Origin of the sequence: Burkholderia ubonensis, from assembly GCF_902833085.1 — a bacterium.
Taxonomy (GTDB): domain Bacteria; phylum Pseudomonadota; class Gammaproteobacteria; order Burkholderiales; family Burkholderiaceae; genus Burkholderia; species Burkholderia ubonensis.
In genome coordinates this window covers 462,447-485,497 of record NZ_CADFEB010000002.1, presented here as the reverse complement: position 1 = coordinate 485,497, position 23,051 = coordinate 462,447, and the positions used below count along the sequence as shown (strand labels likewise).

Sequence of the window (23,051 nt, the reverse complement as noted above, 5' to 3'; positions counted from 1 at the left end):
ACCTGCCGAGCCGCCCTTAACGGCTCGTCGAGGCGGCACTTGGTCGAACGCCGTGGATCGCCGGCCTGCGCCACGCACGCACGGTCAGCACGCTGGCGCGTCGACACGCACGCGTGCCGACATTGCCTGCGGATCATCTTGTATATACAACTTGTGGGAAATCCGGAATTACCCGAGATCGGCCAAATATCGAATTTGTCCGACCGGTCGTCGGAACGCCGCCGCTATTTCGGATTCGGCTCCGCCGCCATCTCGCCGGCCGGCAGCAGTTGCAGCATCAGGCGCGCGGCGTCGGCGTTCGTCGTGTGCAGCCATTCGTCGTAGTCGCCGCCGCGCAGGATCACGACGCCCCGCTTCTCGTCGCCGGGCCGGTGCATCCGCGCGAACACCGGGTGAGCGTCGGCGTTGACCGTCAGCATCGCCATGCCGATCACCGGCTGGCCGTCGTCGCGCGCATAGCGCCGCCAGATGCCGGCGACACAGTACGCGTGCCAGCCGGCGAGGCCGATCCGGTGCCAGACGTTGCGGCCCGTTTCATAGCACGGCTCGCAGACCCAGCGCGCCGGGATCAGGCAGCGCTGGCCGTCGCGCCATGCCTTGCCGTACAGCCGCGACGTCCCGACCGTCTCGGCGCGCGCGTTCATCGTGTCGAGCTTCTTCTGCTTGCGGCCGCCGTCGTCGACGCGCTCCGGCTGCATGCACTTCGGCCAGAAGCCGAACACCGCCTTCATGGCCGCGACGCCGTCGCCGTCGGCGCACACGATCGGCGCCGCGTAGTCCGGATACACGTCGGGCTCCCACGGATCTCGGCGAAACAGGTCGCCGATGCCGAGCTTCAGTTCGCTGATGCCCGGATCTTCGTCCGGCGCGCGGTAGTTGGTGCACACGGAAGGGGCCTGTCGCGGAACGGGAATGCCTTCATCTTAGGACGCCGCGCGCCGGCCGTCGCGCCCCGTCTTTCGTCATACGCGGCATGCTTCGGGAAGCGCGGCCCGGGACATCCCGGGCCGCCTGTCCGGATTGCCTCGGCCCTCAACCTTGCGGTCGCGCCTGCCGATGCCGCCACGCATAGAGGCACACCATCTCCATCGCGATCGTCGCCCCCGCGAGCGACGTGATCTCGGCGTGATCGTACGGCGGCGACACTTCGACCACGTCCATGCCGACCAGGTTGATGCCGCGCAGGTGACGCAGGATCTCGAGCGCCTGATGGCTCGACAGGCCGCCCGACACCGGCGTTCCCGTGCCCGGCGCAAAGGCCGGATCGAGGCAGTCGATGTCGAACGTCAGGTAGACCGGATGATCGCCGACGCGTTCGCGAATGCGCGCGGCAACCGCCTCGGGCGTCGCGCGATGCACCTGCCGCGCGTCCACGATGTCGAACCCCATCGGCTCGTCGTTGGTCGTCCGGATGCCGACCTGCACCGATCGCCCCGGCACCACCAGCCCCTCGTTGGCCGCGTGGAAGAACATCGTCCCGTGATCGATCCGCTTCCCGTCCGGATCGGGCCAGGTGTCGGTATGCGCGTCGAAATGCACGAGCGACAGCGGCCCGTGGCGCTTCGCATGCGCCTTCAGCAGCGGATAGGTGATGAAGTGGTCGCCGCCGAGCGTGAGCATCGCGCAGCCGTGCTTCAGGATCTCGTCCGCGTGCCGCTCGATCGCGTCCGGCACCGATTCGGGCCGCCCGGCGTCGAATGCGCAGTCGCCGTAGTCGACCGCCGCCAGCACGTCGAACGGGTCGAACTCCCACGGCCACGGACGCTCCCACGCGATTCCCGTCGACGCGACGCGCAGCCCGCGCGGGCCGAAGCGCGTGCCGGGCCGGTGCGTGACGGCCGCATCGAACGGCACGCCGGTGAAGACCAGGTCGACGCCCGCGAGATCGCGGCTGTAGCGGCGGCGCATGAAGCTCGTCGCGCCGGCGAAATTGGCTTCGACCTGGGTGCCGTACAGGCTCGAACGGGTAAAGGCGAGATCGCTGCTGCTCATCGGGCGGGTTCCTTTCATCAGACGGAGGCGGGTCGCGCGTGCGACGTGAACCCGGATTCTGCAGCGCCGCCATCCAACGAAAAACATGAACTATCATAAGTTGACTTTAACGAATCGCGATGTATCACCATGCTCACCCAATTGAGAGACATGGACCTGCAGTTGCTCAGGCTGTTCGTGACGATCGTCGAGAGCGGCGGGTTCAGCGCGGCGCAAGGCCGGCTCGGCATGGCGCAGTCCACGATCAGCACGCAGATGGCGAAGCTCGAGACGCGCGTCGGGTTTCGGCTGTGCGAACGGGGCAAGAGCGGGTTCCGGCTGACGCCCAAGGGCGAGCGCGTGCTGCAGTCGACGCGCCGGCTGCTGCAGGCGCTCGACACCTTCACGCGCGACACGCAGGAGGTGTCCGACACGCTGCTCGGCGAACTGCGCATCGGAATGTCCGAGCGGCTCGCGCCGGACGTCGTCGAATCGATCGCGCGGGCCGTCGGCCGCTTCCGCGAGCGCGCGCCCGACGTGCTGATCGAAATGGCCGCGCTGCCGCCCGACGAGCTCGAAGGCAAGCTGGTCAAGGACGAGGTCCAGCTCGCGATCGGCTATTTCTCGGGGCGCCACGCCGGGCTGAACTACGCGCCGCTGTTCGTCGAGCAGCAGGCGCTGTTCTGCGGCGCCGCGCATCCGCTCTTCACGAAGCCGACGGTCAGCGTCGACGACATCGCGCAGGCGAGCACGGTCGCGCGCCTGTACCGGATGACCACGCCGGCCTCGCGGCTGCGCGGCCGGCCGCCCACCGCGTTCTCCGAGAACGTCGACGCCGACGTCGTGTTCGTGCTGTCCGGCGCGCACCTCGGCTTTCTTCCCGACCATATCGCGGCGCCGTGGGAGTCGGCCGGGAAGATGCGCAGGCTCCTCGCGAACAGGATGAGCTACGCGATCGAGTTTCAGCTCGCGACGTCGAAGAATGCCGACGACAACGAGGTGCTCGACGTGTTCCGGCGCGAGCTGGCCGATCAGTTCCGGACGCCGGCGAGGCGGGCGTCGAAATAGCGCGTGAGCGCGCGCCGGTACGCATCGAGTCGATCAGCGTGGCCCATTCGTCAACGACGATCGCCGTCAGCCGGCGGGCACGGCATCTTCGACGCGGAACAGCGACACGGCCGCGTACAGGCGCTCGCTTTGCGTTTCGAGCGACGCGGCCGCCGTCGACGCCGACTCGACGAGCGCGGCATTGTGCTGGGTCGCCGCCTCCATCTGCGTGACGCTCGCGTTCACCAGTTCGATGCCGGTCGTCTGCTCGCGCGACGCGAGACTGATGTCGGCCATGATCGCGTTCACGCTGCCCACCGCTTTCAGGATCTCGTCCATCGTCGTGCCGGCGCGCACGACCAGTTCGCTTCCGTCGTGGACGTTGCGGGTCGACGCGGCGATCAGCTCCTTGATTTCCTTCGCCGCGGCGGCCGAGCGCTGCGCGAGCAGCCGCACCTCGCTCGCGACCACCGCGAAGCCTCTGCCCTGCTCGCCCGCGCGGGCGGATTCCACCGCCGCATTCAGCGCCAGGATGTTGGTCTGGAACGCGATGCTCTCGATCACGCCGACGATGCCGACGACGCGCGTCGAGCTGTCGGCGATCGCGTCCATCGTCCGGATGACCTGACGCACGACGTCGCCGCCGCGCGTTGCGATGTCCGACGCGCGCGTCGCCAGCGTGCTCGCATCGTGCGCGTTGTCCGCGTTCTGGCGCACGGTTGCCGTCAGCTGCTCGATGCTCGCGGCGGCCTGCTGCAACGATTCGGCCTGATCGCCGGCACGCATCGACAGGTCGCGGTTGCCGTGCGCGATCGCGCGCGCATCCAGCCTGATCGCGTCGGTCCCGGTCCGGACCTGGCGCACCACCGCCACGAGTCCCTGCCGCATCTCGTTCAGCGCATCGAGCAGGCGATCCATCTCGTTGCCGCGTCCGGCCGCGGCGCGCCCGGTGAGATCGCCCGCCGCGATCTTCGCGAACGACTCGACCGCGGAATCGATCGGCGTCACGATCGCCCGCGTCAACGCGCGATGGGCGAAGATGCCCGCGACCAGCGCGATCAGCCCGGCCGCGCCGAACGCCCATAGCGTCATGCGAAAGCGCACGGCCGCGTGCTCGAAACGCGCGCGCTGGCGCTGCACCTGGAATTCCTCCAGCGCGGTGAGGGCCTGCTGATACTCGTCGAACCACGCGGCCGGCATCTCGCGCTGGGTGCTCAGGAAATCGACGAGGTTCTCGTCGTCGAGCTGCCTGAGGCCTTTCGCGAACGCCTGCGACAACAGCCGGTCGCGCTTGCCGGCCAGCGCATCGAGCAGCTTGCGCTCCGGCGCGTCCGGCTCGTGAAGCGACCGGTATGCCGCCAGCTCGCGGTTGCTCGCGTCGAGCAGCGCGTGGAGCCGCTTGATCTCGGCGGCGGCCGGCTTGCCCGCGCTGATCAGCTGCTCGACGTCGGCCATGCCCACCCGGAACATCAGCAAGCGCTCGGAGCTCGTCTTCAGGTGCACGACGGCGGCCGTGTCGTCGCGGTACATCGCGTCGATCGCCGCGTTGCTGGTGACGAGCGCCAGCACGGCTGCCGCAATGACCGACATCAGCAGGAACGTGCAGCCGGCAATGGTGGCGGCGAGTCCGCCGCGAATCGTGACGTTTCTGAACATGTTCGCCAATCAGGCTCGCGCGCGGCATCGGCGCACGCGAAGCGTCTCAAGAGGAATCGGAACAGACTCGATGACCGGTCGTGCCGCGGCACGCCGTCAACAGGGCTATCGGTCGCCCGGTCGCGTGTCTGCATTGCGGATGCGACGCCGTTCTGCCCGATTGCGACTTTTGCCTATCGCGTCCTTAACGAGATTCAATTGGCGAATCGTCTGACGAACCTTTTACATTGGCGGCGTTGCTTCGCAACCCACCTCAGTCAAGGAACATCAACGACATGTCACACACCGCGAACCGGCTTCTGCAAGGCGTGATCGCCGCCACCTGCGTCGCGCTGAGCGCCTCTCCGCACGCCGCCGAACTCACGCGCGACAACGGCGCGCCCGTCGGCGACAACCAGAACTCGCAGACGGCCGGACCGAACGGCCCCACGCTGCTGCAGGACTCGCATCTCATCGAGAAACTCCAGCGCTTCGATCGCGAGCGCATCCCCGAGCGCGTCGTGCACGCGCGCGGCACCGGCGCGTTCGGCGAATTCGTGCCGAGCGCCGACCTCAGCGACCTGACGACGGCCAAGGTCTTCACGCCCGGCACCAAGACGCCCGTGTTCGTGCGCTTCTCGACCGTGATGGGCTATCGCGGCTCGCCCGAGCAGGCGCGCGACCCGCGCGGCTTCGCGGTGAAGTTCTATACCGAGCAGGGCAACTGGGATCTCGTCGGCATCAACCTGCCGATCTTCTTCATCCGCGACGCGATCAAGTTCCCGGACTTCGTCCATGCGAACAAGCCGAGCGCGGTGACCGGCGTGCAGGACCCGAACCTCGCGTTCGACTTCTTCGCGCACGCGCCCGAGGCGACCAGCATGCTGACCCGGCTGTATACGGACGAAGGCATGCCCGACTCGTACCGGCACATGGACGGCTACGGCGTGCACGCGTTCAAGCTCGTCAATGCCGACGGCAAGACGACCTACGTGAAGTTCCGCTGGAAGAGCCGGCAAGGCATGCACGGGCTCCGTCCGCAGGACATTCCCGGCTCGATCGGCGCGGACTGGAACCTGATGACGAACGACCTGTACGGCGCGCTGAAGGCCGGCCAGTATCCGAAGTGGGATCTCACGATCCAGGTGCTGAATCCGTCCGAGCTCGACAAGTTCGACTACAACCCGCTCGACGACACGAAGGTCTGGGCCGGCATCCCGGAACGCACGATCGGCACGCTGACGCTGAACCGCGTGCCGGACAACTACTTCGAGTCGACCGAGGAATCGGCGTTCGCGCCGTCGCGGATGGTGCCCGGCATCGAGCCGTCGGAAGACCGGATGCTGCAGGGCCGGATGTTCTCGTATGCGGACACGCAGATGTATCGCCTCGGCGCGAACTTCAACCAGTTGCCCGTCAACCGTCCGCGCGTCCCCGTCACGAACAACAACCAGGACGGTGCGATGAACTTCGGCGACCGCAAGGGTGAAGTGAACTACGAGCCGTCGACGCTGAACGAGCTCGCGCAGAACCCGCGCTACAAGTCCGTCGCGACGCCGCTGTCGGGCGCGACGCAGCAGGCCGCGATCCACAAGACGCTGAACTTCCGGCAGGCGGGCGAGTACTACCGCGCGCTGCCCGCGCAGAGCCGGCAGGATCTCGTGACCGCGCTGTCGGGCGACCTGAATCACGTGACGAACGATGCGAACAAGTACGCGATGCTGTCGTACTTCTACAAGGCCGATGCGGACTACGGCACGCGCCTCGCGCGTGCGACGCACGCGGACGTGGCGCGCGTGAAGTCGCTCGCCGACAAGCTCGTCGAGAACTGATCGACTGATCGACTGATCAACGTGATGCAGCGAAGGCCGCAATACGGCTTTCGCTTTCCAATCCGTCCGATCGCGCCGCGTGGCGACACGCGGCGCTGACTGCTGATGAAGAATCGATTCCGAACCGCCCTCTTGCGCACGCTCGCGATCGCGTGCACCGCCGTGCTCGCCGCGTGCGCGCAGACCGCGCCGCCCGCCGCCGTTCCGCATCCGGACGCGCACGCCGACCTGCGCCGCTACGACGACGCATGGTTCGCCGCCGCGCGCCTCGGCCGCATCGACATCCTGCAGGCGCTCGTCGACGCGCATTATCCGATCGACGCGACGACGCGCGAAGGCTATACGGCGCTCATTCTCGCGGCCTACCGCGACCAGCCGCACGCGCTCGACTACCTGCTGCGAGCCGGCGCGGACCCGTGCGTCGGCGACCGCCACGGCAACACCGCGCTGATGGGCGCGCTGTTCAAGGGCGAGACCGCGATCGCGAAACGGCTGATCGACACCCGCTGCCCGATCGATCAGACCAATCATGCAGGCGAAACCGCCTTGTCGTTCGCGGCGCTGTTCGGCCGGCTCGACCTGCTGCCGGTGCTCGTCGCGCGCGGCGCGAATCCGGACCACGTCGATGCGCTCGGCCGCACCGCGCTGCAGAATGCGATCCTGCAGGGCAACGATGCGGCCGTCGCGGCGCTGGAAGCAGCGGGCGCGACGCCGAATGCCGATGTGACGCTGCGGATGCGGCCTTGATGGCCGGCACATGCGCGCGGCGCCTGCCCTGCGATCGCGCGTCGGCTGCGCGTCAGCCCGAGCAGGCCTTGCCGCCCGCCGCACGATAGCCGTCCGCCTTCGCCTGGGCTTCGGACATGTAGACGCCGCTCCTCGTGTTGCCGTAGTACGGCGAGCCGGGACAGTGATACACGCCGGAATCCGTGTTCACCCACACCTGCACCGCGCCGCCGCCCGACGAGCCCGGCGCCTGCAGGTTGGCTGCGTTCAGCACCATCGCGAGCCGCACGCCGGCACGGCTCAACTGCAGCGCGACGTCCTGCTGCGCGGTCGCGACGTAGTCGGCGGACAGCGCATAGGTGCCCGAACTGTTCGGCGCCGGCAGCATGCCGTACGCATCCCGCTTCGCGATGTCGAACGCCTCGAGCGACCAGTCGCGCGGCGTCTGCGACTGCCAGGTCGCGAGCTGGCTCGACGTGATGTTGCCGATCAGCTGCGTCGCGATCGTGCCGGCGTCGCTGCCCAGCCCCTTGAGAAACGCCGTGTCCCAGTAGCTGTGCAGCTTCCCTGACGCGATGCCCGGCGCGGACACCGTCTTGTCGTTGCCGCCGCGGTCGTTGTCGTCGCTCGAATGCAGCGGCTGGTGCAGGTCGCCGACGAAATGCAGCAGGAACTGCAGCGCGAGCAGACGCTCGGCGTCGCTGGTCTGCGGCGATGCGAGCTCCTTCGTGAACTGGTCGATCTTGTCGACCACGCACGCGTTCGCGGGGCCGGCCGATGCCGGCGTGTCGACCGGCAGCGGCGGATGGCCGTTGCACGCGGCGTCGATGTCGCCGTTGCCGATCTCGGTGTCGACGAAATGCCAGTTGGCGGTGTCCGAGTGCGTGGTGCGATAGCGATCGGCCCAGGTCGCCTCGCCGGCGATGTCCGTCGCGGTCAGGCCGGTCGCGTCGTTCGCGAGCATCGCGTTGACCGCGGCGCGCGTCGTGGTGCTCAGATAGTGATCGGCGATCTTCGCGACGATCTGGTGCCCTTCGTCGCCCCACGCGAACGCACGCGGAGCGATCGTCAGGAGCAGCGCGCCGCACGCCAGGTAACGGCGTGCGCGGTCGAAGCGGCGACGGCGCGGCTGGCGGTTCGGCAATTCGGTCGGTACGGCTTGGGCCCTCGGTCGATGCATTGTCATTGTGCGTTTCTCCGGAGTTCCTGGATTGAGAAACGGCGCCCGATGCGGGCGACCGTCATCGTCATGACGACCAGAACGCGGGTCGGCGTGCCTCCTTCCTGCATGCCTGCATCCATGGCATGACCGACGCGCAGCAGCGCAACGCAGCCTCGACCGACGCGCACTGTCCGCCCCTACGCACCGGCAAGCCGGTGTACAACCAACGCGGCAATATACGCCGGGAACGTGACAGTAGTCGCGTTCCGCTTCTCACGATTTGAGAACGAAGCCGGCTTTCGAGTAGTGCGTCTTCATCGAATTCCGACCGACCCCGACGCCGTTGCTTACGCGAGATAAGCGGCGATCCGGGATTGCAGAAAATCGCGCAGCGCATTGACCGTCGGCGACAGCATCGTCCGATGCGCGCAGACAAGATGCAGCGGCGCCCTTTCCCCGTCGAATTCCGTCAGCGCCGCTTCGAGCCGGCCGGCGCGAAGATCCTCCAGCACGTCGAGCCTGGACTTGTATGCAATTCCGCGCCCTGCCACTGCCCAGCGCCGGACCAGCTCCCCGTCGTCGCTGCTGCGGTTGCCGCGAACACCGACCACGCTCGCGTCGTCGTCGCGGAAGAACGTCCAGCGATCGTGCAGCGCGTCGCTCAGCGTGAGCCGGAGACAGTTGTGCGCCGCCAGATCGGCTACCGTTTCGGGGCGGCCGTGGCGCGCGAAATACTCGGGCGATGCGCATAGCACGCGCCGGTTGTCCGGTGCGAGCGGGAGCGCCACGAGCGTCGAATCCTCGGGTACGCCGTAGCGTATCGCGAGGGCGATCGGCGTGCGGAACATGTCGGTCACGTGGTCCCCGATGCGGACCTGCAACGACACGCCCGGATATTGCTGCTGGAATTCGTCGAGCCATTCGAGCAGGACGCTGCGGCCGAGATCGGACGGCATGGAAAGCGAGACCGCGCCGCCGATCGTCTTGCGACCATGCGCCATTGCGTTATGCCCCGCCTCGACCTGCTCCACGATCGCGCGTGCGTATTGCACATAGCGCTCGCCGTCCGGCGTGAGCCGCAAGCTTCGGGTCGAGCGGGCCAGCAGGCGCGTGCCGAGTTCGCCTTCGAGCCGCTTGAGTCCCGCGCTGGCGACGGCCGGCGTCAGATCCAGCCGGCGTGCCGCGGCCGAAAGGCTGCCGTTGTCCACGGCGAAAAGAAAAATCTGCAAGTCTTCCAGTTTGATCATCTTGGTGAGGGGTCTCGCCTCGTGCGTCGTTCCGGCCGCCTGCCCGATTGCACCGGCACGCGCGCCGAAATCGGATATCGGTCATTTTCAAAATTATCACGAAGCTGATTGCGCCGCCCGCGCCTGTTTCGGCGCATCGCGCACGACCATAATTCGCCGCAACCGGGCATCCGCCGCATCGCGATCATGCGATTTCATACATTCTCCGGAAACGAAATGCCTCGCCTCTTCAGAAGTCGCTCATTGGCGGCGCTTATTGCCGCCGCATTGAGCAGCAGTGTCCCGTGTGCCGATGCCGCGACCATTTCCGCGCCCGCCCATGCGGCAGCGCCCCAGCCGAAACTCGTCACCGTGCGGCAAAGCACGCGGATGCCATGGAATGCGGTCGCCGTCGACGCGCGCGGCCGCATCATCGTCAGCGCGCCGCGCTGGACCGGCAATACGGGGCCGGCGGTCGCCACGGTCGCGACAAACGGGACGCTGACACCGTACCCCGATCGCGAGTGGAACAGCTGGACGCCAGGCGGCGACGCTATGCGCGCGTTCGTCAGCGTGAACGCGATTCACCGGGACGCGCACGGGGACCTGTGGATCGTCGACACCGGCTCGCCCGATTTCGGCGGCACGCCGGTCGCGGGCGGCGCCAAGGTCGTTCACATCGATCCGCGCACCGACACGGTGATACGGGTCTACACGTTTCCGAAGGAAGCCATCCGCGCCCATACCTACGTCGACGATATCCGTATCAACGGACATCACGCGTATCTGACCGACGCCGGTGAGGGCGCGATCCTCGTGCTCGACCTCGACGACGGCGGCGTGCGGCGGCGCTTCGACGGGCAATCGTTTACTCGCGCTCGCGCCGGCGACCGGATCGTCGTCAATGGCAAGGCGCTCACGTCCGACGACGGTCAGGCGCTGACGGTGAACGCCGACCCTCTCGAACTCAGTCCCGACGGCCGGTACTTCTATTTCGGCCCCCTGTCGGGGCCGATGTCCCGGATCGAGACGCGCTTGCTCGACGACGATACGCTCGGCGACGACGAACTGGCCCGGCACGTCACGACGTGGTTCGACAATCCGCCGGTCGGCGGCACCGCGATGGGCGCGGACGGCAGCCTGTACTACACGCCGCTGGCTGACAACTCGCTGATGCGGCGTGCTCCGGACGGCACGATTTCGATGCTCGCGCGCGACGAGCGCCTGCGCTGGACCGATGCACCGTTCCTCGACGGCAACGGGCGCATCTATCTCCCGGTGCCGCAAATCGACGGCGCCCCTGCGTTCAATCACGGCCGCTCGACCGTCCGTTTTCCGGTCGCGCTCTATCGGCTCGACCTTCCCGACGGATTGCGGTAAGGACGAAGAACATGCGCCCCTGCGCCGATGAGGCGGCACGGCGCGAGCCACCCGACGTCCCGGCAGGCGAGTCGTGCCGGGCGTCATATCCGGAATACCTATGATGACAACGCAAGCAGAAGTACGTCTCGCCACGATCGATCTCTCCTTTCATCGCGCGGCATCGGGCGTCGTTCGCTCGATACTCGCGAGCCACGGCGTATCCGTGGTCGAGATCGTCGCACCGCATGAGAAGGCGTTCGAACATCTGCGCGACGGCACGGCGGACATGCTGTGCAGCGCGTGGCTGCCGGACAGCCATGGCGTCTATTTCGACCCGATGGCCGAACAGTTCGAGAAGGTCGCGGTGCTGTACCACCCCTACGCATACTGGGGTGTCCCGGCCTACGTGCCTGGCGACGTGATCGCGACGATCGACGACCTGCGCAAACCCGATGCAGTCGCGCGAATGGAAAAGCGCATCCAGGGCATCGGGCCCGGCGCCGGGATCAGCCGGTTTTCGCGAACCGCGGTGGCCCGCTATGGCCTCGCGGAGCTGGGCTATCACTTCGAGAACGGCACGCTCGACGAGTGCGTCGGCGCGTACGAGGAAGCGGTCCGGCTCCGCAAGTGGGCCGTGGTCCCGCTTTGGGAGCCGCAGTTCCTGCACGAGAAGCACGAGATCCGACGCCTCGAGGATCCATTAGGCATCCTCGGCGGCGCGGACGAGGCTACGCTCGTCGCCCGGCACAGCCTGATGCAAAAGCTGCCCGACGGCGCGGTGCGCGACCTGCGGAATGCAACCATCGGCAATGCGGAAGTCTCGCGTCTGGACTACCTCATCTCGCGGGACAATCTTGATCCGCTGGATGCGGCGCGAACGCTGACGCGCGGGGCCGCTTCATCGTTTCACTGCTCTTGAACCACCCCGATGAGCGTGTGTCCATCGGCACCAGTCGTGGTGATCCAGATTCCTGAGCAATTCCGCGCGACGATGCACGCGGCGATAGTGGTTCGCTGCGGCACGCGCCACGAGAGCCAGCACGAACGTTCCGACCACAATCCCGATCCATGATCCGTCCATGGTTGCCTCCGTCATTGCGTCCAATCCAGGGCGACGATCGACGCTCGCCTCCTCGAACAGCCGAAGCCGGTCTTGCCGAACTGCCCGCTGCGCCTAGCGAATTCGCGAGACCGCGTTCAGGACTGCGTGCCCTTCGGCGGTCACCTCGATCCGCCGAAAATCCGAAACCATCGGATCGATGGCGATCAGTTGACGCTCCAGCAACGTGAGAAGCTCCTCACGGTCGGAGCCGATCTGGTCCGGCGCATTCCTGACCATCAACAATGTGGTGATTTCGTGCGGACTTAGCATGGTGAGCACAGGATCCTTGCATTGAAACAGTCTGGACATTTGCATATGCGCTGACGAATCGCACTCCTACATTTCGGTGTTGGCGGCAATACGACAACTCGCAACATCCCTACATGACCGCCGCCCAGGTCGACGCCATCCGCGACAAATCGGGCAGATTCCGACTATCTCTCGCGGAAACTCAATGCAGGCACGGAATAAATATTCTATCTCGCAAGTAATGAATCTGGTGCGCCGCGCCGTAGGTAGATGCCCTGAACTGGAAACGTTACCGGCGGCGTCGATTGAGCAGATACGTGAAATGACGTGATGATCCGGCGGTCTGCTTGCGGGCTGACGCGAGGAATGGCCTCATCGGCCGGCGGGTCGCCGGGAACATGCGGGAAAAGCCTAATGACGCCCCACCGCATCATCCAACGAATTGCAGAAATCCTTGATGACGCCCCGGGCCACCTCGAATTGTTGAATGAATGACTTGATCAGCCCGGTGTCCTTCAGCTTTTCTATCGTGACCTCCGGTTTCGTACCGATTCCCGGATCTGCCTTGATGGCGCGACTCGGGCCATTTCCGGCGGTATTCTGGGCAAAATCGAACGAGCCGAGCAGGATGGCTTCGACCATCGCCGCGGCCAGTCGATCTGTCTCGATGTACTCGACGTGAACGCCATCCAGGCTCTTTGCTCCCTTGGGGAGGCCATGCTCCAACGTTACGCCGGATAACAGCTCACGAATCTTGCCTTTTTCGGACGACACGTGCTCGTTCAATCGCAGGCTGATCGGTCGAGTGGTACATCCAACGTATGTCGGCACCATCTCGCCGCCGGAATTGAGCCGGAGCCAAAGCGTATATGCGCCGGCACCCCTGATTTCAGGAATGTCATCGGCGTTCATGACCGTACAACTTCTTGAACCGAGCGCCTTGAGGATGAACAGGAGTTCCTTTGAAGCTTCTTCTGCAGCGGCCATGATTGCCTCCGTTGGTGTGAGAACCAAGGCTAAGGCAGGGCGGCGATCAGATGAATGAGGCGGACGTTCGCTTCACGTCACGGGAAGAACGTTCGAACGGTGAAACGCCACTGAAACAAAAAACCCGCGAAACGTCGACCGTTCGCGGGATTCATGCGTTCGCCGGATTCGCATGGAAGCGATCCTGGTGCGGGACCGGTCATGCACGATATAAAAATCGCGCGACGACCCAATCCATCGAGTTCAAGCGCCTGCAACTACTGCTGGATTGCGGGCTTTTCCAAATTGAAGGCCGGCTTTCCATCACCCACGTCGCCAGCATATCTTGACCATGCATCGATTGCAGAAACACGTCGCGTCAGACGCGGATGCGTCCTGCAAATCTCGACAAGAAAGCCGGAAATCGGAGGTACGCTATCCTCTTGCGCAGCGAACGCCTCGCAATTCATGGATTCATTCAGTCTTTGACACCCGCATCCAAGCATTTGCAACGCACTTCGGGATGCATGGGCATCTTTCGACAGGTACGCCCCGATGCTGTCGCAGGTGTACTCTCTCGCCCTCGAGTACGCCTTGCCCAAAAATGGAACAATGTGCGCCGGAAGTTTGACGAAATTCATCCATGGGTTCAGATGCCCGGCGGCATGATGCCCAATTTCGTGCCCGATCACGAAACGCACCTGGGCATCATTATTTGCCTGAACGAGTGCCGATGTCAGAAAGACATAGCGACCGCCCAGGATGCGTCGGGCAAATGCATTAAACAATCCATTCGAGTTGTATATAAAAGTCTTCGGCGGCTCACTGAGACCAACCTCCTTCGCTGCGGCCACCACCATCGCATGAATCTGAGGAAACTGGGACGGACCAAGCAGCATCATGTTTCCAAATGCGATCGCGCGGTACATCACACCGGCAATCCAACGGAACGCCATAAAGGCGACGGCGTATCCAACGTACATATGAATCGCTTGCCCAAATTTCGGGTGCTCCCAGTAGTCCGCCACCAATTTCGCGACCACCACCCAGAGAACGGCTCCAATTACAACCATGAGCCAGTGATACGCACGTTCCCTCTTGTTTTGAAGCTCTCTAACGTTCATTGAAATACCCCCATTTTTTTGACATTTCGTTTTCAGACTTCATCGACGCTCGATTTTCAGCCTCAAATACATGCGCATATCTCAGTATTGAAGATCGACGGCATCAACGTGTGCTGCACGTCTGTTATCGACTGCACTAGCGATTGCACCTCTTCGGGAATTTCCGCTGCGTAAAGACAGCCCGCCACGCTAACAGACGCAGGGCGCCCATTATTCTACTCGGCTTCATCGCTCATCTCCTTTAGAGACGGTTTCATAAAGACTGCCGAGTCCGCTGCAAGGTATTCCAGCAGATCAAGCAGCGGCCGAGTTTGAGAAAGGCTTCATGGTTGTCGGCACGTCGCACGAAACGGATTTCTCGTCGCGATATGCCGCATCGAGGCGCGGCGATGCGCAGCTCGTTCAGCCTTCCCCTTCGGACTACGCGCGTAAATCACCTCGCGGCGCTACTTGATGAACTTCGTGCGGTTGCAGGCCGAGCCAAGGTTATCCGTAACCGTGTGCGCGAGTTGGTGCTCGATCACCTCCGGCTTCTGCTCAAGCTCCTCATGCAGGATCGTTCGCGCCATCGCGCGGAATCCATGCCCGGTGATCTCGGTACGGGTGTCGTAGCCTAGGCGCCGCAGCGCCGCGTTGATTGCAGCCTCGCTTATTGGCCGTTTGCGATCCCGCGCACCAGGGAACACGTGTTTTCGTGACGAGATACCGCCATTCGCCCTTGTCGAGGTCGAGATGCATGTGCCCCAACGAAACGCCATGAAACGAAAAAAACCCGTCAGACGAGGGTTCTGAGCGGGGTTCCGAGACTGCATGAGATACAGCGGGATAAACCATTGGTGCCGGGGACCGGACTCGAACCGGCAAGCCAGTTAAGGCGGCGGATTTTCGTCACACTGCTTCTTTCGAAGCCGGCCTCGTCTGGGCGACGCCGTTCGTGCGCTGGACTATGCCTTCGCCATCGCGTGCGGGCTCGCTGGGTTGCCCGTGCGCCTTAGGCGCCCCCCGTCTAGTCTCTACACCTTCCTCGCGTGCGCCGCGAGGCTTGGCTCGGCGTTGCCTCGATGCCGTGCATCAGGGGTTTCACCGAATTTGAAGGGTTCTGCACCGGCCGTTTCCGGCCGGGCACTCAATCTTTTAAGTCCGCTATGTTTACCAATTTCATCACCCCGGCAAGGGCGGACGGGATTCTACCACTGCTCGCGCGCGCGGTCCGCATTTGACCCCGTCGAGGGCATCCGCTCCAGCGCGAACAACACCATCCGCCGATACAATACGTGCGCTGCCCCACGCCGCATCCTTCACACGATTGCGCAAGCGCGCCCGCCGATTCGCCCCCAAATCGTGCGTCATCGGACGGTCATAAACGTTCTCGATAATTTCCTCGCCGAAAACGTTTACATCGTGCTTTCCTCATGCCCCCGACCATCAAGGATGTGGCCGCACTCGCCGGCTTCTCGATCGCCACCGTGTCGCGCGCGCTCAACGCGCCGCATACCGTCAGCCCCGCGACGCTCGCCGCGATCCGCACGGCCATCGATACGCTGAAGTTCCGCCCGAGCCCGCTCGGCCGCCAGTTGCGCGGCGAGCGCACGCGATTGATCGGCGTCGTGCTGCCGACGCTCGCGAACCCGGTGTTCGCCGACTGCCTGCAAGGCATCGACGAGCTCGCAACCGCGGCCGGCTTCAAGCTGATCCTGATGACGACCGAGTACGACGAGGCGCGCGAGCGCCACGCGATCGAAACGCTGCGCGAGCAGCGCGTCGAAGGGCTGATCCTGACCGTCGCCGATGCCGACACGCATCCGCTCCTCGACATGCTCGACCGTGACGGCCCGCATTACGTGCTGATGCACAACGACACGCAGCACCGCCCGTCGGTGTCGGTCGACAACCGCCGCGCCGCCTACGACGGCGTGCGCATGCTGACGGCGCGCGGCCATCGCCGCGTGCTGATGCTCGCCGGCTCGCTCGCCGCGTCGGACCGCGCGCGGCAGCGTCATCTCGGCTGTGCGCAGGCGCTCGAGGAAAGCGGCGTCGCGCCGCTGCCGCCCGTCGAAGTCGACTTCAACGCGCCCGAGCTGCCCGACGCGGTGCTCGCGCACCTGACCGCGCGCGCGACGCGTCCGACGGCCCTCTTCTGCAGCAACGATCTGCTCGCGATGGTCGTGATGCGCGGCCTCAGGCGCGCGGGCTTCTCGGTGCCCGACGACATCTCGGTGCTCGGCTTCGACGGCATCGCGATCGGCGAGCTGCTCGCGCCGCCGCTCGCGAGCGTCGCGACGCCGAACCGCGACATCGGCCGCCATGCGTGGCTGCGCCTCGTCGAAAGCATCGGCGGCGCGACCATCGAACGCACGTCGCGGATCCTGCCGCACACGGTCCGCGAAGGCGCAACGGTCGCGACGATCACGCCGGCCGACCTGCGCGTACGCGAAGCCTGATTGCACTGATCGCACCACCACACGACACGCGCCCCCGTCGCGCCCCACCCGCTCACCCGGAGACCACACCGTGACATTTCGACTGACGTCCCTGCTGCGCGCGCTCGCCGCGCCGCTCGCCTGCGCCGCGCTTCTCGCGGGCGCACCCGCCGCGCACGCGGAAGACACCGCGATCTGCTACAACTGCCCGCCCGAATGGGCCGACTGGGCCGCGCAGATCGCGGCGATCAAGCAGAAGACCGGCGTGCGCGTGCCGTTCGACAACAAGAACTCGGGCCAGGCGATCGCGCAGCTGATCGCCGAACAGAAGAGTCCGGTCGCGGACGTCGTCTATCTCGGCGTGTCGTCGGCGTTCCAGGCGAAGGACAAGGGCGTGATCGCGCCGTACAAGCCCGCGCACTGGAACGACGTCCCGGCGAACCTGAAAGACCCGCAGGGCTACTGGTTCGCGATCCACTCGGGCACGCTCGGCTTCTTCGTCAACAAGGACGCGCTCGAAGGCAAGCCGGTGCCGCGCTCGTGGGCGGACCTGCTGAAGCCCGAATACAAGGGGATGGTCGGCTATCTCGATCCGTCGAGCGCGTTCGTCGGCTACGCGGGCGCGGTCGCCGTCAACCAGGCGCTCGGCGGCAGTCTCGACAACTTCAAGCCGGGCCTCGACTGGTTCCGCAAGCTGAAGGCCAACGCGCCGATCGTGCCGAAGCAGACCGCCTACGCGCGCGTGCTGTCGGGCGAGATTCCGATCCTGCTCGACTACGACTTCGACGCATACCGCGCGAAGTACAAGGATCACGCGAACGTCGAGTTCGTGATTCCGCAGGAAGGCACGATCGCGGTGCCGTACGTGATGAGCCTCGTGAAGGGTGCGCCGCATGACGCGAACGGCCGCAAGGTGCTGGATTTCGTGCTGTCCGACGAAGGCCAGAAGCTGTGGGCGAACGCCTATCTGCGCCCGGTGCGCGCGCAGGCGATGAGCGCCGACGTCGCGTCGAAGTTCCTGCCGGCGAGCGACTATGCGCGCGCGAAGGCCGTCGACTTCGGCAAGATGGCCGCCGGCCAGCAGGCGTTCGGCCAGCAATACCTGCAGATCATGCAGTGACGGCGGGACGCGACCGATGCTCGACCTGACTTTCCCGCTGCGCTGGCGCATCGCGCTCGTCGCGCCCGCGCTCGCGGTGTTCGCAGCGTTCTGGCTGCTGCCGATGGTGGCGCTCGCGCAGGTGTCGGCCAACGGCGCGTTCTTCACGCAATACGCGGCGCTGCTCGGCAACGCGCGCTACATGAAAAGTCTCGGCGAGACGGTCGCGCTGTCGGCGGCCGTCACGCTCGCGACGCTCGCGCTGTCGACGATCGCAGGCCTCTTGCTCGCGCGCCGCGAGTTCGCCGGCAAGCGCGTGCTGCTCGCGCTGCTCACCTTCCCGCTCGCGTTTCCGGGCGTGGTCGTCGGCTTCATGGTGATCATGCTCGCGGGCCGGCAGGGGCTGATCGGCATGCTGTCCGCGAAGCTCGCCGGCGACAAGTGGGTGTTCGCCTATTCGGTCGCGGGCCTGTTCGCGGGCTACCTGTACTTCTCGATCCCGCGCGTGATCGTCACCGTGATCGCCGCGGCGTCGAAGCTCGATCCGTCGCTCGAGGAAGCGGCGCGCTCGCTCGGCGCGTCGCCGTGGCGCATCCTGTGCGACATCGTGCTGCCGGCGCTCGCGCCGGGCCTGATCGCGGCCGGCGCAATCTGCTTCGCGACCGCGATGGGTGCCTTCGGCACCGCGTTCACGCTCGCGACCGACCTGAACGTGCTGCCGATGACGATCTATACCGAATTCACGCTGAACGCGAACATCGCGACGGCCGCCGGCCTGTCGATCGTGCTCGGCGTCGTCACGTGGGCCGTGCTCGCGCTCGCGCGCCAGTTCACCGGCCACACCGCGGCCGCGGCCGCCTGAGGTCCATTCGATGCATTCGCTTTCCGATTCCTCCGCCCCCGCCCCTGCCCGCGCGAACGGCGCCGCGCAGCGCGCGCCGCGCGTGACCGGCGCACGCGCGATCGCCGCGCTGCAATGGCTCGTCACGCTGCTGCTGGGCGCGTTCCTGATCGTCCCCGTCGTGATGTCGGTGCTCGCGGGGCTGACCGTCAACTACTTCCGCGGCCTGTCGAGCGGCCTCACGCTGCGCTGGCTCGAACAGGTGTGGCAGCAGTATCACGGCTCGGTCGTGCTGTCGCTCGTCGTCGCGTTCGCGACACTCGCGATCGTGCTCGCCGTCGGCGTGCCGGCAGGCTACGCGCTCGCGCGCAGCAAGGGCCGCTTCGCACGCGTGATCGAGGAAGCGCTCGTGCTGCCGGTCGCGCTGCCGGGGCTCGCGTCCGCGCTCGCGCTGCTCGTCGTCTACGGCGGCTTCACCGCGTTCCGGATGAGCCCGTGGTTCATCGTCGCCGGCCACGTCGTGTTCACGCTGCCGTTCATGGTGCGCGCGGTCGCGGCCGTCGCGGCGGGCGCCGACCTGCGCACGCTCGAGGAAGGCGCGGCGAGTCTCGGCGCGTCGTTCGTCACGCGCTTCGTCACGATCGTGCTGCCGAACCTGCGGCCCGGCATCGTCGCGGGCGCGCTCGCGGTGCTCACGCTGTCGATCGGCGAGTTCAACCTCACGTGGATGCTGCACACGCCCGACACGAAGACGCTGCCGGTCGGCCTCGCCGACACCTACGCGTCGCTGCGCCTCGAAGTCGGCAGCGCGTACACGATCCTGTTCCTGCTGATGACGCTGCCGCTCCTCGTCGCGATGCAGTGGCTCGGCGTCGATCCGTCCGGCACGCGCGCGGTCAAGCGCGCGAAACGTTGAACCGGCTGAACCCGTCACTCACATGAAACTCGATTCGATCCCGATCACCCTGACCCGCTGCGCGAAAACCTTCCGCGGCACCCGCGTACTCGAGCCGCTCGACCTGTCGATCGGCGCGGGCGAGACGCTCGTGCTGCTCGGGCCCTCGGGCTGCGGCAAGACCACGACGCTGCGCCTGATCGCCGGCCTCGACACGCCGGATGCGGGCGGCGCGATCCTGTTCGGCGGCGACGACGTCACCCGGCTTCCGATCGAGCGCCGCCAGGTCGGCATGGTGTTCCAGAACTACGCGCTGTTTCCGAACCTGACGGTGCGCGGCAACGTCGGCTACGGGCTGAAGATCCGCAAGACCGAGCCGCGCGTGCTGCGCGAGCGCGTCGACGACCTGCTCGCGATGATGCGGCTCGACGCGCACGCGGAGAAGCCGATCGACCAGCTGTCCGGCGGCCAGCGCCAGCGGGTCGCGCTGGCGCGCGCGCTGGCGGTGCGGCCGCGCGTGCTGCTGCTCGACGAGCCGCTGACCGCGCTCGATGCGAAGCTGCGCGACGCGCTGCGCCGCGAGATGAACGCGCTGCTGCGCGAGCTGGGCGTGACGACCGTCTACGTGACGCACGACCAGGCCGAGGCGATGGAGCTCGGCGACCGCATCGTCGTGATGAGCGCGGGCCGCATCGAGCAGATCGGTACGCCGCGCGACATCTACTACCGGCCCGCGAACCGCGCGGTCGCGCAGTTCATCGGCACGCTGAACCGTATTGCGGGAGAATGGCGAGACGGTGCGCTCGTGACGACGGGCGGCGCGCTCGTCACGCCGCACGCCGCCGACGAATGGTTCTTCCGGCCGGAAGACGCGCAGCTCGCCGATCCCGCGCATGCGCCGCTGCGCGGCGCGGTCAGCGGCTGCGCGTTCCTCGGCGAGCGCACCCGGCTCACGATCGAGCACGCGGCACCCGACGCGCTCGTGATCGACGTGCCGGGCCGCATCGAGCTCGCGCGCGGCACGGCCGTCGGCATCGCGATCGCGGCCGACGGGCTGATCGCGCTCGGTGCCGCCGCTTGAGCCGCTTGCGGCGCGTGCCGCACCTGACGCCCCCCACAATAAACCGATGATCCGAGGAACACGATGTTGCTTGCCCAAATCAGCGATCTCCACATCAAGCGGCCCGGTCAACTCGCCTACCAGCGCGTCGACACGGCCGCCGCGCTCGCGCGCTGCATCGCGCGCCTGAACGCGCTCGCACCGCGCCCCGACGCGGTGCTCATCACCGGCGACCTGGTCGATTTCGGCCGCGACGACGAATACGCGCAGTTGCGCGACCTGCTCGCACCGCTCGAGATTCCCTATTACCTGATGGTCGGCAACCACGACGACCGCGCGGCACTGCGCCGCGCGTTCGCCGATCGCCCCGAATGGCAGGACGGCGAGTTCGTGCAGTACGCGTTCGACGTCGGCGCGGTGCGCGTGCTCGCGCTCGATTCGCAGGTGCCCGGCGCGAGTGCGGGCGACCTGTGCGACGCGCGCCTCGCATGGCTCGCCACGCAGCTCGACGCCGCGCGCGATCGGCCCGTGATCGTCGCGCTGCATCACCCGCCGTTCGCGTCCGGAATCGGCCACATGGATGCGCTGCGGCTCGCGCCCGCCGCCGCCGCGAAGCTCGACGCGCTGCTGCGCGGCTACCCGAACGTCGAACGCGTGCTGTGCGGCCACGTGCACCGGACGATGTTCGCGCGCTTCGGCGGCACGATCGCGTCGGCCGTGCCGGCGCCCGCGCACCAGGTCGCGTTCGACCTGCGCGATAACGCGCCGTCGGCGTTCCGGCTCGAGCCGCCCGCGTTCGCCGTGCATCGCCATACGCCGGATGCCGGCATGATCACGCATCACGTGTACATCGACGAAGGCGACGGCCCGTATCCGTTCTACGAGCCGACGGGCGAGCTCGTCGACTGAGCGCGGCCGCGGCGGCAGTTCCGGCGCAGTGGCGGCCCTCGCCGCCGCTCGCACCGCCGCCGGGCCTGTGTGCGCGCTCGGCCCGGCGAGGCCGTGACCGGCACGTTTCGCACGGCTCCGGTATCATCGGCTGCCCCGACCGATGCCCGGCCCGCGCCGGCGCCAGCCGCCGCGCCCGCGCGGGTCACGTCATACCCGAGCGCCCCGTATCGCCATGTCTTCCGTAGCCCCCGACCGTCCGACCGACGCCGCCTCGCCCCACTATTCGCGCAGCCTGCTGTTGCTGCTCGCGACGATCGCGGGCGTATCGGTCGCGAACATCTACTACAACCAGCCGCTGCTCGACAGCTTCCGCGCAGCGTTTCCGGACCACGCATCGTGGATCGGCGCGGTGCCGACCGCCACGCAGCTCGGCTATGCGGCCGGGATGTTCCTGCTCGCGCCGCTCGGCGACCGCTTCGACCGCCGCCTGCTGATTTTGCTGCAGATCGCCGGCCTGTCGGTCGCGCTGGTCGCGGCGGCCGCCGCGCCGTCGCTCACGGTGCTCGCCGCGGCGAGCCTCGCGATCGGCGTGCTCGCGACCATCGCGCAGCAGGCGGTGCCGTTCGCCGCCGAAATCGCGCCGCCCACCGCGCGCGGGCAAGCGGTCGGCACCGTGATGAGCGGCCTGTTGCTCGGGATCCTGCTCGCGCGCACGGCGGCCGGCTTCGTCGCCGAATACTTCGGATGGCGCGCGGTGTTCGGCGCGTCGGTCGCGGCGCTCGTCGCGCTTGCCGCGGTGATCGTGCTGCGCCTGCCGAGGAGCTCGCCGACATCGACGCTGCCGTACGGCAAGCTGCTCGGCTCGATGTGGCATCTCGCGGCCGAGTTGCGCGGGCTGCGCGAAGCATCGCTGACGGGCGCCGCGATCTTCGCGGCATTCAGCGCGTTCTGGCCGGTGCTCACGCTGCTGCTCGCCGGCGCGCCGTTCCATCTCGGGCCGCAGGCGGCAGGCCTGTTCGGCATCGTCGGCGCGGCGGGCGCGCTCGCCGCGCCCTATGCGGGCCGCGTCGCCGACAAGCGCGGACCGCGCGCGATCATCTCGCTCGCGATTGCGCTGGTCGCGCTGTCGTTCGTGATCTTCGCGCTGTCCGGCGCGAGCATCGCCGGGCTCGTGATCGGCGTGATCGTGCTCGACGTCGGCGTGCAGGCCGCGCAGATCTCGAACCAGTCGCGCATCTATGCGCTGAAGCCCGACGCGCGCAGCCGCGTCAACACGGTGTACATGGTGTGCTATTTCATCGGCGGCGCGCTCGGCTCGTCGGCCGGCGTCGCCGCGTGGCGCGCGTTCGGCTGGACCGGCATGTGCGCAGCGGGGCTGGTGTTCGCCGCGCTCGCCGGCGCGTGCCACCATCGGGGCGGCAAGCGCGGCGGCTAAGCGGCAGC

General features: G+C 66.8%; 20 protein-coding genes and 2 pseudogenes. 12 read left to right on the top strand and 10 right to left on the bottom strand.

The annotated features are described in order from the left end of the window. Positions 1-224 precede the first annotated feature (224 nt). A complete protein-coding gene (locus HWX31_RS06215; protein ID WP_174965295.1) occupies positions 225-887 on the bottom strand; it encodes an SOS response-associated peptidase family protein in 663 nt (220 codons plus the stop codon). A gap of 145 nt (positions 888-1,032) precedes the next feature. Next, positions 1,033-1,992: an agmatinase gene (speB, locus tag HWX31_RS06210; protein WP_095399848.1), complete on the bottom strand. Its 960-nt coding sequence runs from the start codon at positions 1,990-1,992 to the stop codon at positions 1,033-1,035. 129 nt (positions 1,993-2,121) lie between these two features. On the opposite strand from speB, the gene HWX31_RS06205 reads away from it, so the two are divergent. Beyond that, a complete protein-coding gene (locus tag HWX31_RS06205; protein WP_174965296.1) occupies positions 2,122-3,039 on the top strand; it encodes a LysR family transcriptional regulator in 918 nt (305 codons plus the stop codon). A gap of 66 nt (positions 3,040-3,105) precedes the next feature. On the opposite strand, the gene HWX31_RS06200 is transcribed toward HWX31_RS06205, so the two are convergent. Next, positions 3,106-4,674, bottom strand: coding sequence for a methyl-accepting chemotaxis protein (locus HWX31_RS06200; protein ID WP_174965297.1), 1,569 nt, complete (start codon positions 4,672-4,674; stop codon positions 3,106-3,108). Between the two features lie 275 nt (positions 4,675-4,949). On the opposite strand from HWX31_RS06200, the gene HWX31_RS06195 reads away from it, so the two are divergent. Then, a complete protein-coding gene (locus HWX31_RS06195) occupies positions 4,950-6,485 on the top strand; it encodes a catalase (protein ID WP_174965298.1) in 1,536 nt (511 codons plus the stop codon). Positions 6,486-6,590: 105 nt separating this feature from the next. Continuing rightward, positions 6,591-7,232, top strand: a complete 642-nt coding sequence (locus tag HWX31_RS06190) for an ankyrin repeat domain-containing protein (protein WP_059616243.1) — start codon at positions 6,591-6,593, stop codon at positions 7,230-7,232. A gap of 52 nt (positions 7,233-7,284) precedes the next feature. Here the strand turns inward: HWX31_RS06190 and HWX31_RS06185 are convergent, their stop codons facing one another. Further along, positions 7,285-8,397, bottom strand: a complete 1,113-nt coding sequence (locus HWX31_RS06185) for a S1/P1 nuclease (RefSeq protein ID WP_174965299.1) — start codon at positions 8,395-8,397, stop codon at positions 7,285-7,287. Between the two features lie 323 nt (positions 8,398-8,720). Next, on the bottom strand, positions 8,721-9,620 hold the full coding sequence (locus tag HWX31_RS06180; RefSeq protein ID WP_174965300.1) for a LysR family transcriptional regulator: 900 nt from the start codon (positions 9,618-9,620) through the stop codon (positions 8,721-8,723). A 369-nt stretch (positions 9,621-9,989) separates the two neighbouring features. Here HWX31_RS06180 and HWX31_RS06175 point away from each other — a divergent pair, with 369 nt between their 5' ends. Together HWX31_RS06175 and HWX31_RS06170 are read left to right on the top strand one after the other, a co-directional pair. After that, positions 9,990-10,979 (top strand): major royal jelly family protein, encoded by a 990-nt coding sequence (locus HWX31_RS06175; RefSeq protein ID WP_244143663.1) that lies wholly within the window; start codon positions 9,990-9,992, stop codon positions 10,977-10,979. A 103-nt stretch (positions 10,980-11,082) separates the two neighbouring features. Further along, positions 11,083-11,880 (top strand): glycine betaine ABC transporter substrate-binding protein, encoded by a 798-nt coding sequence (locus HWX31_RS06170; RefSeq protein ID WP_174965313.1) that lies wholly within the window; start codon positions 11,083-11,085, stop codon positions 11,878-11,880. A 255-nt stretch (positions 11,881-12,135) separates the two neighbouring features. On the opposite strand, the gene HWX31_RS06165 is transcribed toward HWX31_RS06170, so the two are convergent. The 5 genes and pseudogenes from HWX31_RS06165 to HWX31_RS06145 all read right to left on the bottom strand — a co-directional run. Beyond that, positions 12,136-12,378, bottom strand: coding sequence for a hypothetical protein (locus HWX31_RS06165; RefSeq protein WP_080403911.1), 243 nt, complete (start codon positions 12,376-12,378; stop codon positions 12,136-12,138). Positions 12,379-12,723: 345 nt separating this feature from the next. Beyond that, positions 12,724-13,299, bottom strand: coding sequence for a hypothetical protein (locus tag HWX31_RS06160; RefSeq protein ID WP_174965302.1), 576 nt, complete (start codon positions 13,297-13,299; stop codon positions 12,724-12,726). 257 nt (positions 13,300-13,556) lie between these two features. Beyond that, a complete protein-coding gene (locus HWX31_RS06155) occupies positions 13,557-14,402 on the bottom strand; it encodes a M48 family metallopeptidase (protein ID WP_174965303.1) in 846 nt (281 codons plus the stop codon). Positions 14,403-14,655: 253 nt separating this feature from the next. Beyond that, positions 14,656-14,766 (bottom strand): annotated as a pseudogene (locus HWX31_RS06150) (IS5/IS1182 family transposase); the annotation flags it as partial. Positions 14,767-14,851: 85 nt separating this feature from the next. Continuing rightward, positions 14,852-15,131: pseudogene (locus HWX31_RS06145) on the bottom strand (tyrosine-type recombinase/integrase); the annotation flags it as partial. A 683-nt stretch (positions 15,132-15,814) separates the two neighbouring features. On the opposite strand from HWX31_RS06145, the gene HWX31_RS06140 reads away from it, so the two are divergent. The 7 genes from HWX31_RS06140 (at position 15,815) to HWX31_RS06110 (ending at position 23,043) form a co-directional block, all read left to right on the top strand. Continuing rightward, positions 15,815-16,843 (top strand): LacI family DNA-binding transcriptional regulator, encoded by a 1,029-nt coding sequence (locus tag HWX31_RS06140; protein ID WP_174965304.1) that lies wholly within the window; start codon positions 15,815-15,817, stop codon positions 16,841-16,843. Positions 16,844-16,913: 70 nt separating this feature from the next. Next, the gene (locus HWX31_RS06135) at positions 16,914-17,942 is read left to right on the top strand and encodes an ABC transporter substrate-binding protein (RefSeq protein ID WP_059632962.1); all 1,029 of its coding nucleotides are present in this window, start codon (positions 16,914-16,916) and stop codon (positions 17,940-17,942) included. A 16-nt stretch (positions 17,943-17,958) separates the two neighbouring features. Beyond that, positions 17,959-18,783, top strand: a complete 825-nt coding sequence (locus HWX31_RS06130; RefSeq protein ID WP_059659586.1) for an ABC transporter permease — start codon at positions 17,959-17,961, stop codon at positions 18,781-18,783. 10 nt (positions 18,784-18,793) lie between these two features. Continuing rightward, complete coding sequence (locus HWX31_RS06125) at positions 18,794-19,678, top strand: ABC transporter permease (protein WP_174965305.1); 885 nt, start codon at positions 18,794-18,796, stop codon at positions 19,676-19,678. A gap of 22 nt (positions 19,679-19,700) precedes the next feature. Beyond that, positions 19,701-20,738: an ABC transporter ATP-binding protein gene (locus HWX31_RS06120; RefSeq protein WP_174965306.1), complete on the top strand. Its 1,038-nt coding sequence runs from the start codon at positions 19,701-19,703 to the stop codon at positions 20,736-20,738. Positions 20,739-20,801: 63 nt separating this feature from the next. Continuing rightward, entirely contained in the window at positions 20,802-21,626 is an 825-nt protein-coding gene (locus tag HWX31_RS06115; RefSeq protein WP_174965307.1) for a phosphodiesterase, read from the top strand. Between the two features lie 214 nt (positions 21,627-21,840). Continuing rightward, positions 21,841-23,043, top strand: coding sequence for an MFS transporter (locus HWX31_RS06110; RefSeq protein WP_174965308.1), 1,203 nt, complete (start codon positions 21,841-21,843; stop codon positions 23,041-23,043). Positions 23,044-23,051 lie beyond the last annotated feature (8 nt).

Bases quoted from the DNA above. Each gene is read 5' to 3' on its own strand.
- speB (WP_095399848.1), bottom strand. From the start codon at position 1,992: ATGAGCAGCAGCGATCTCGCCTTTACCCGTTCGAGCCTGTACGGCACC.
- HWX31_RS06205 (WP_174965296.1), top strand. From the start codon at position 2,122: ATGCTCACCCAATTGAGAGACATGGACCTGCAGTTGCTCAGGCTGTTC.
- HWX31_RS06200 (WP_174965297.1), bottom strand. From the start codon at position 4,674: ATGTTCAGAAACGTCACGATTCGCGGCGGACTCGCCGCCACCATTGCC.
- HWX31_RS06195 (WP_174965298.1), top strand. From the start codon at position 4,950: ATGTCACACACCGCGAACCGGCTTCTGCAAGGCGTGATCGCCGCCACC.
- HWX31_RS06190 (WP_059616243.1), top strand. From the start codon at position 6,591: ATGAAGAATCGATTCCGAACCGCCCTCTTGCGCACGCTCGCGATCGCG.
- HWX31_RS06185 (WP_174965299.1), bottom strand. From the start codon at position 8,397: ATGACAATGCATCGACCGAGGGCCCAAGCCGTACCGACCGAATTGCCG.
- HWX31_RS06180 (WP_174965300.1), bottom strand. From the start codon at position 9,620: ATGATCAAACTGGAAGACTTGCAGATTTTTCTTTTCGCCGTGGACAAC.
- HWX31_RS06175 (WP_244143663.1), top strand. From the start codon at position 9,990: ATGCCATGGAATGCGGTCGCCGTCGACGCGCGCGGCCGCATCATCGTC.
- HWX31_RS06170 (WP_174965313.1), top strand. From the start codon at position 11,083: ATGACAACGCAAGCAGAAGTACGTCTCGCCACGATCGATCTCTCCTTT.
- HWX31_RS06165 (WP_080403911.1), bottom strand. From the start codon at position 12,378: ATGCAAATGTCCAGACTGTTTCAATGCAAGGATCCTGTGCTCACCATG.
- HWX31_RS06160 (WP_174965302.1), bottom strand. From the start codon at position 13,299: ATGGCCGCTGCAGAAGAAGCTTCAAAGGAACTCCTGTTCATCCTCAAG.
- HWX31_RS06155 (WP_174965303.1), bottom strand. From the start codon at position 14,402: ATGAACGTTAGAGAGCTTCAAAACAAGAGGGAACGTGCGTATCACTGG.
- HWX31_RS06140 (WP_174965304.1), top strand. From the start codon at position 15,815: ATGCCCCCGACCATCAAGGATGTGGCCGCACTCGCCGGCTTCTCGATC.
- HWX31_RS06130 (WP_059659586.1), top strand. From the start codon at position 17,959: ATGCTCGACCTGACTTTCCCGCTGCGCTGGCGCATCGCGCTCGTCGCG.
- HWX31_RS06125 (WP_174965305.1), top strand. From the start codon at position 18,794: ATGCATTCGCTTTCCGATTCCTCCGCCCCCGCCCCTGCCCGCGCGAAC.
- HWX31_RS06120 (WP_174965306.1), top strand. From the start codon at position 19,701: ATGAAACTCGATTCGATCCCGATCACCCTGACCCGCTGCGCGAAAACC.
- HWX31_RS06115 (WP_174965307.1), top strand. From the start codon at position 20,802: ATGTTGCTTGCCCAAATCAGCGATCTCCACATCAAGCGGCCCGGTCAA.
- HWX31_RS06110 (WP_174965308.1), top strand. From the start codon at position 21,841: ATGTCTTCCGTAGCCCCCGACCGTCCGACCGACGCCGCCTCGCCCCAC.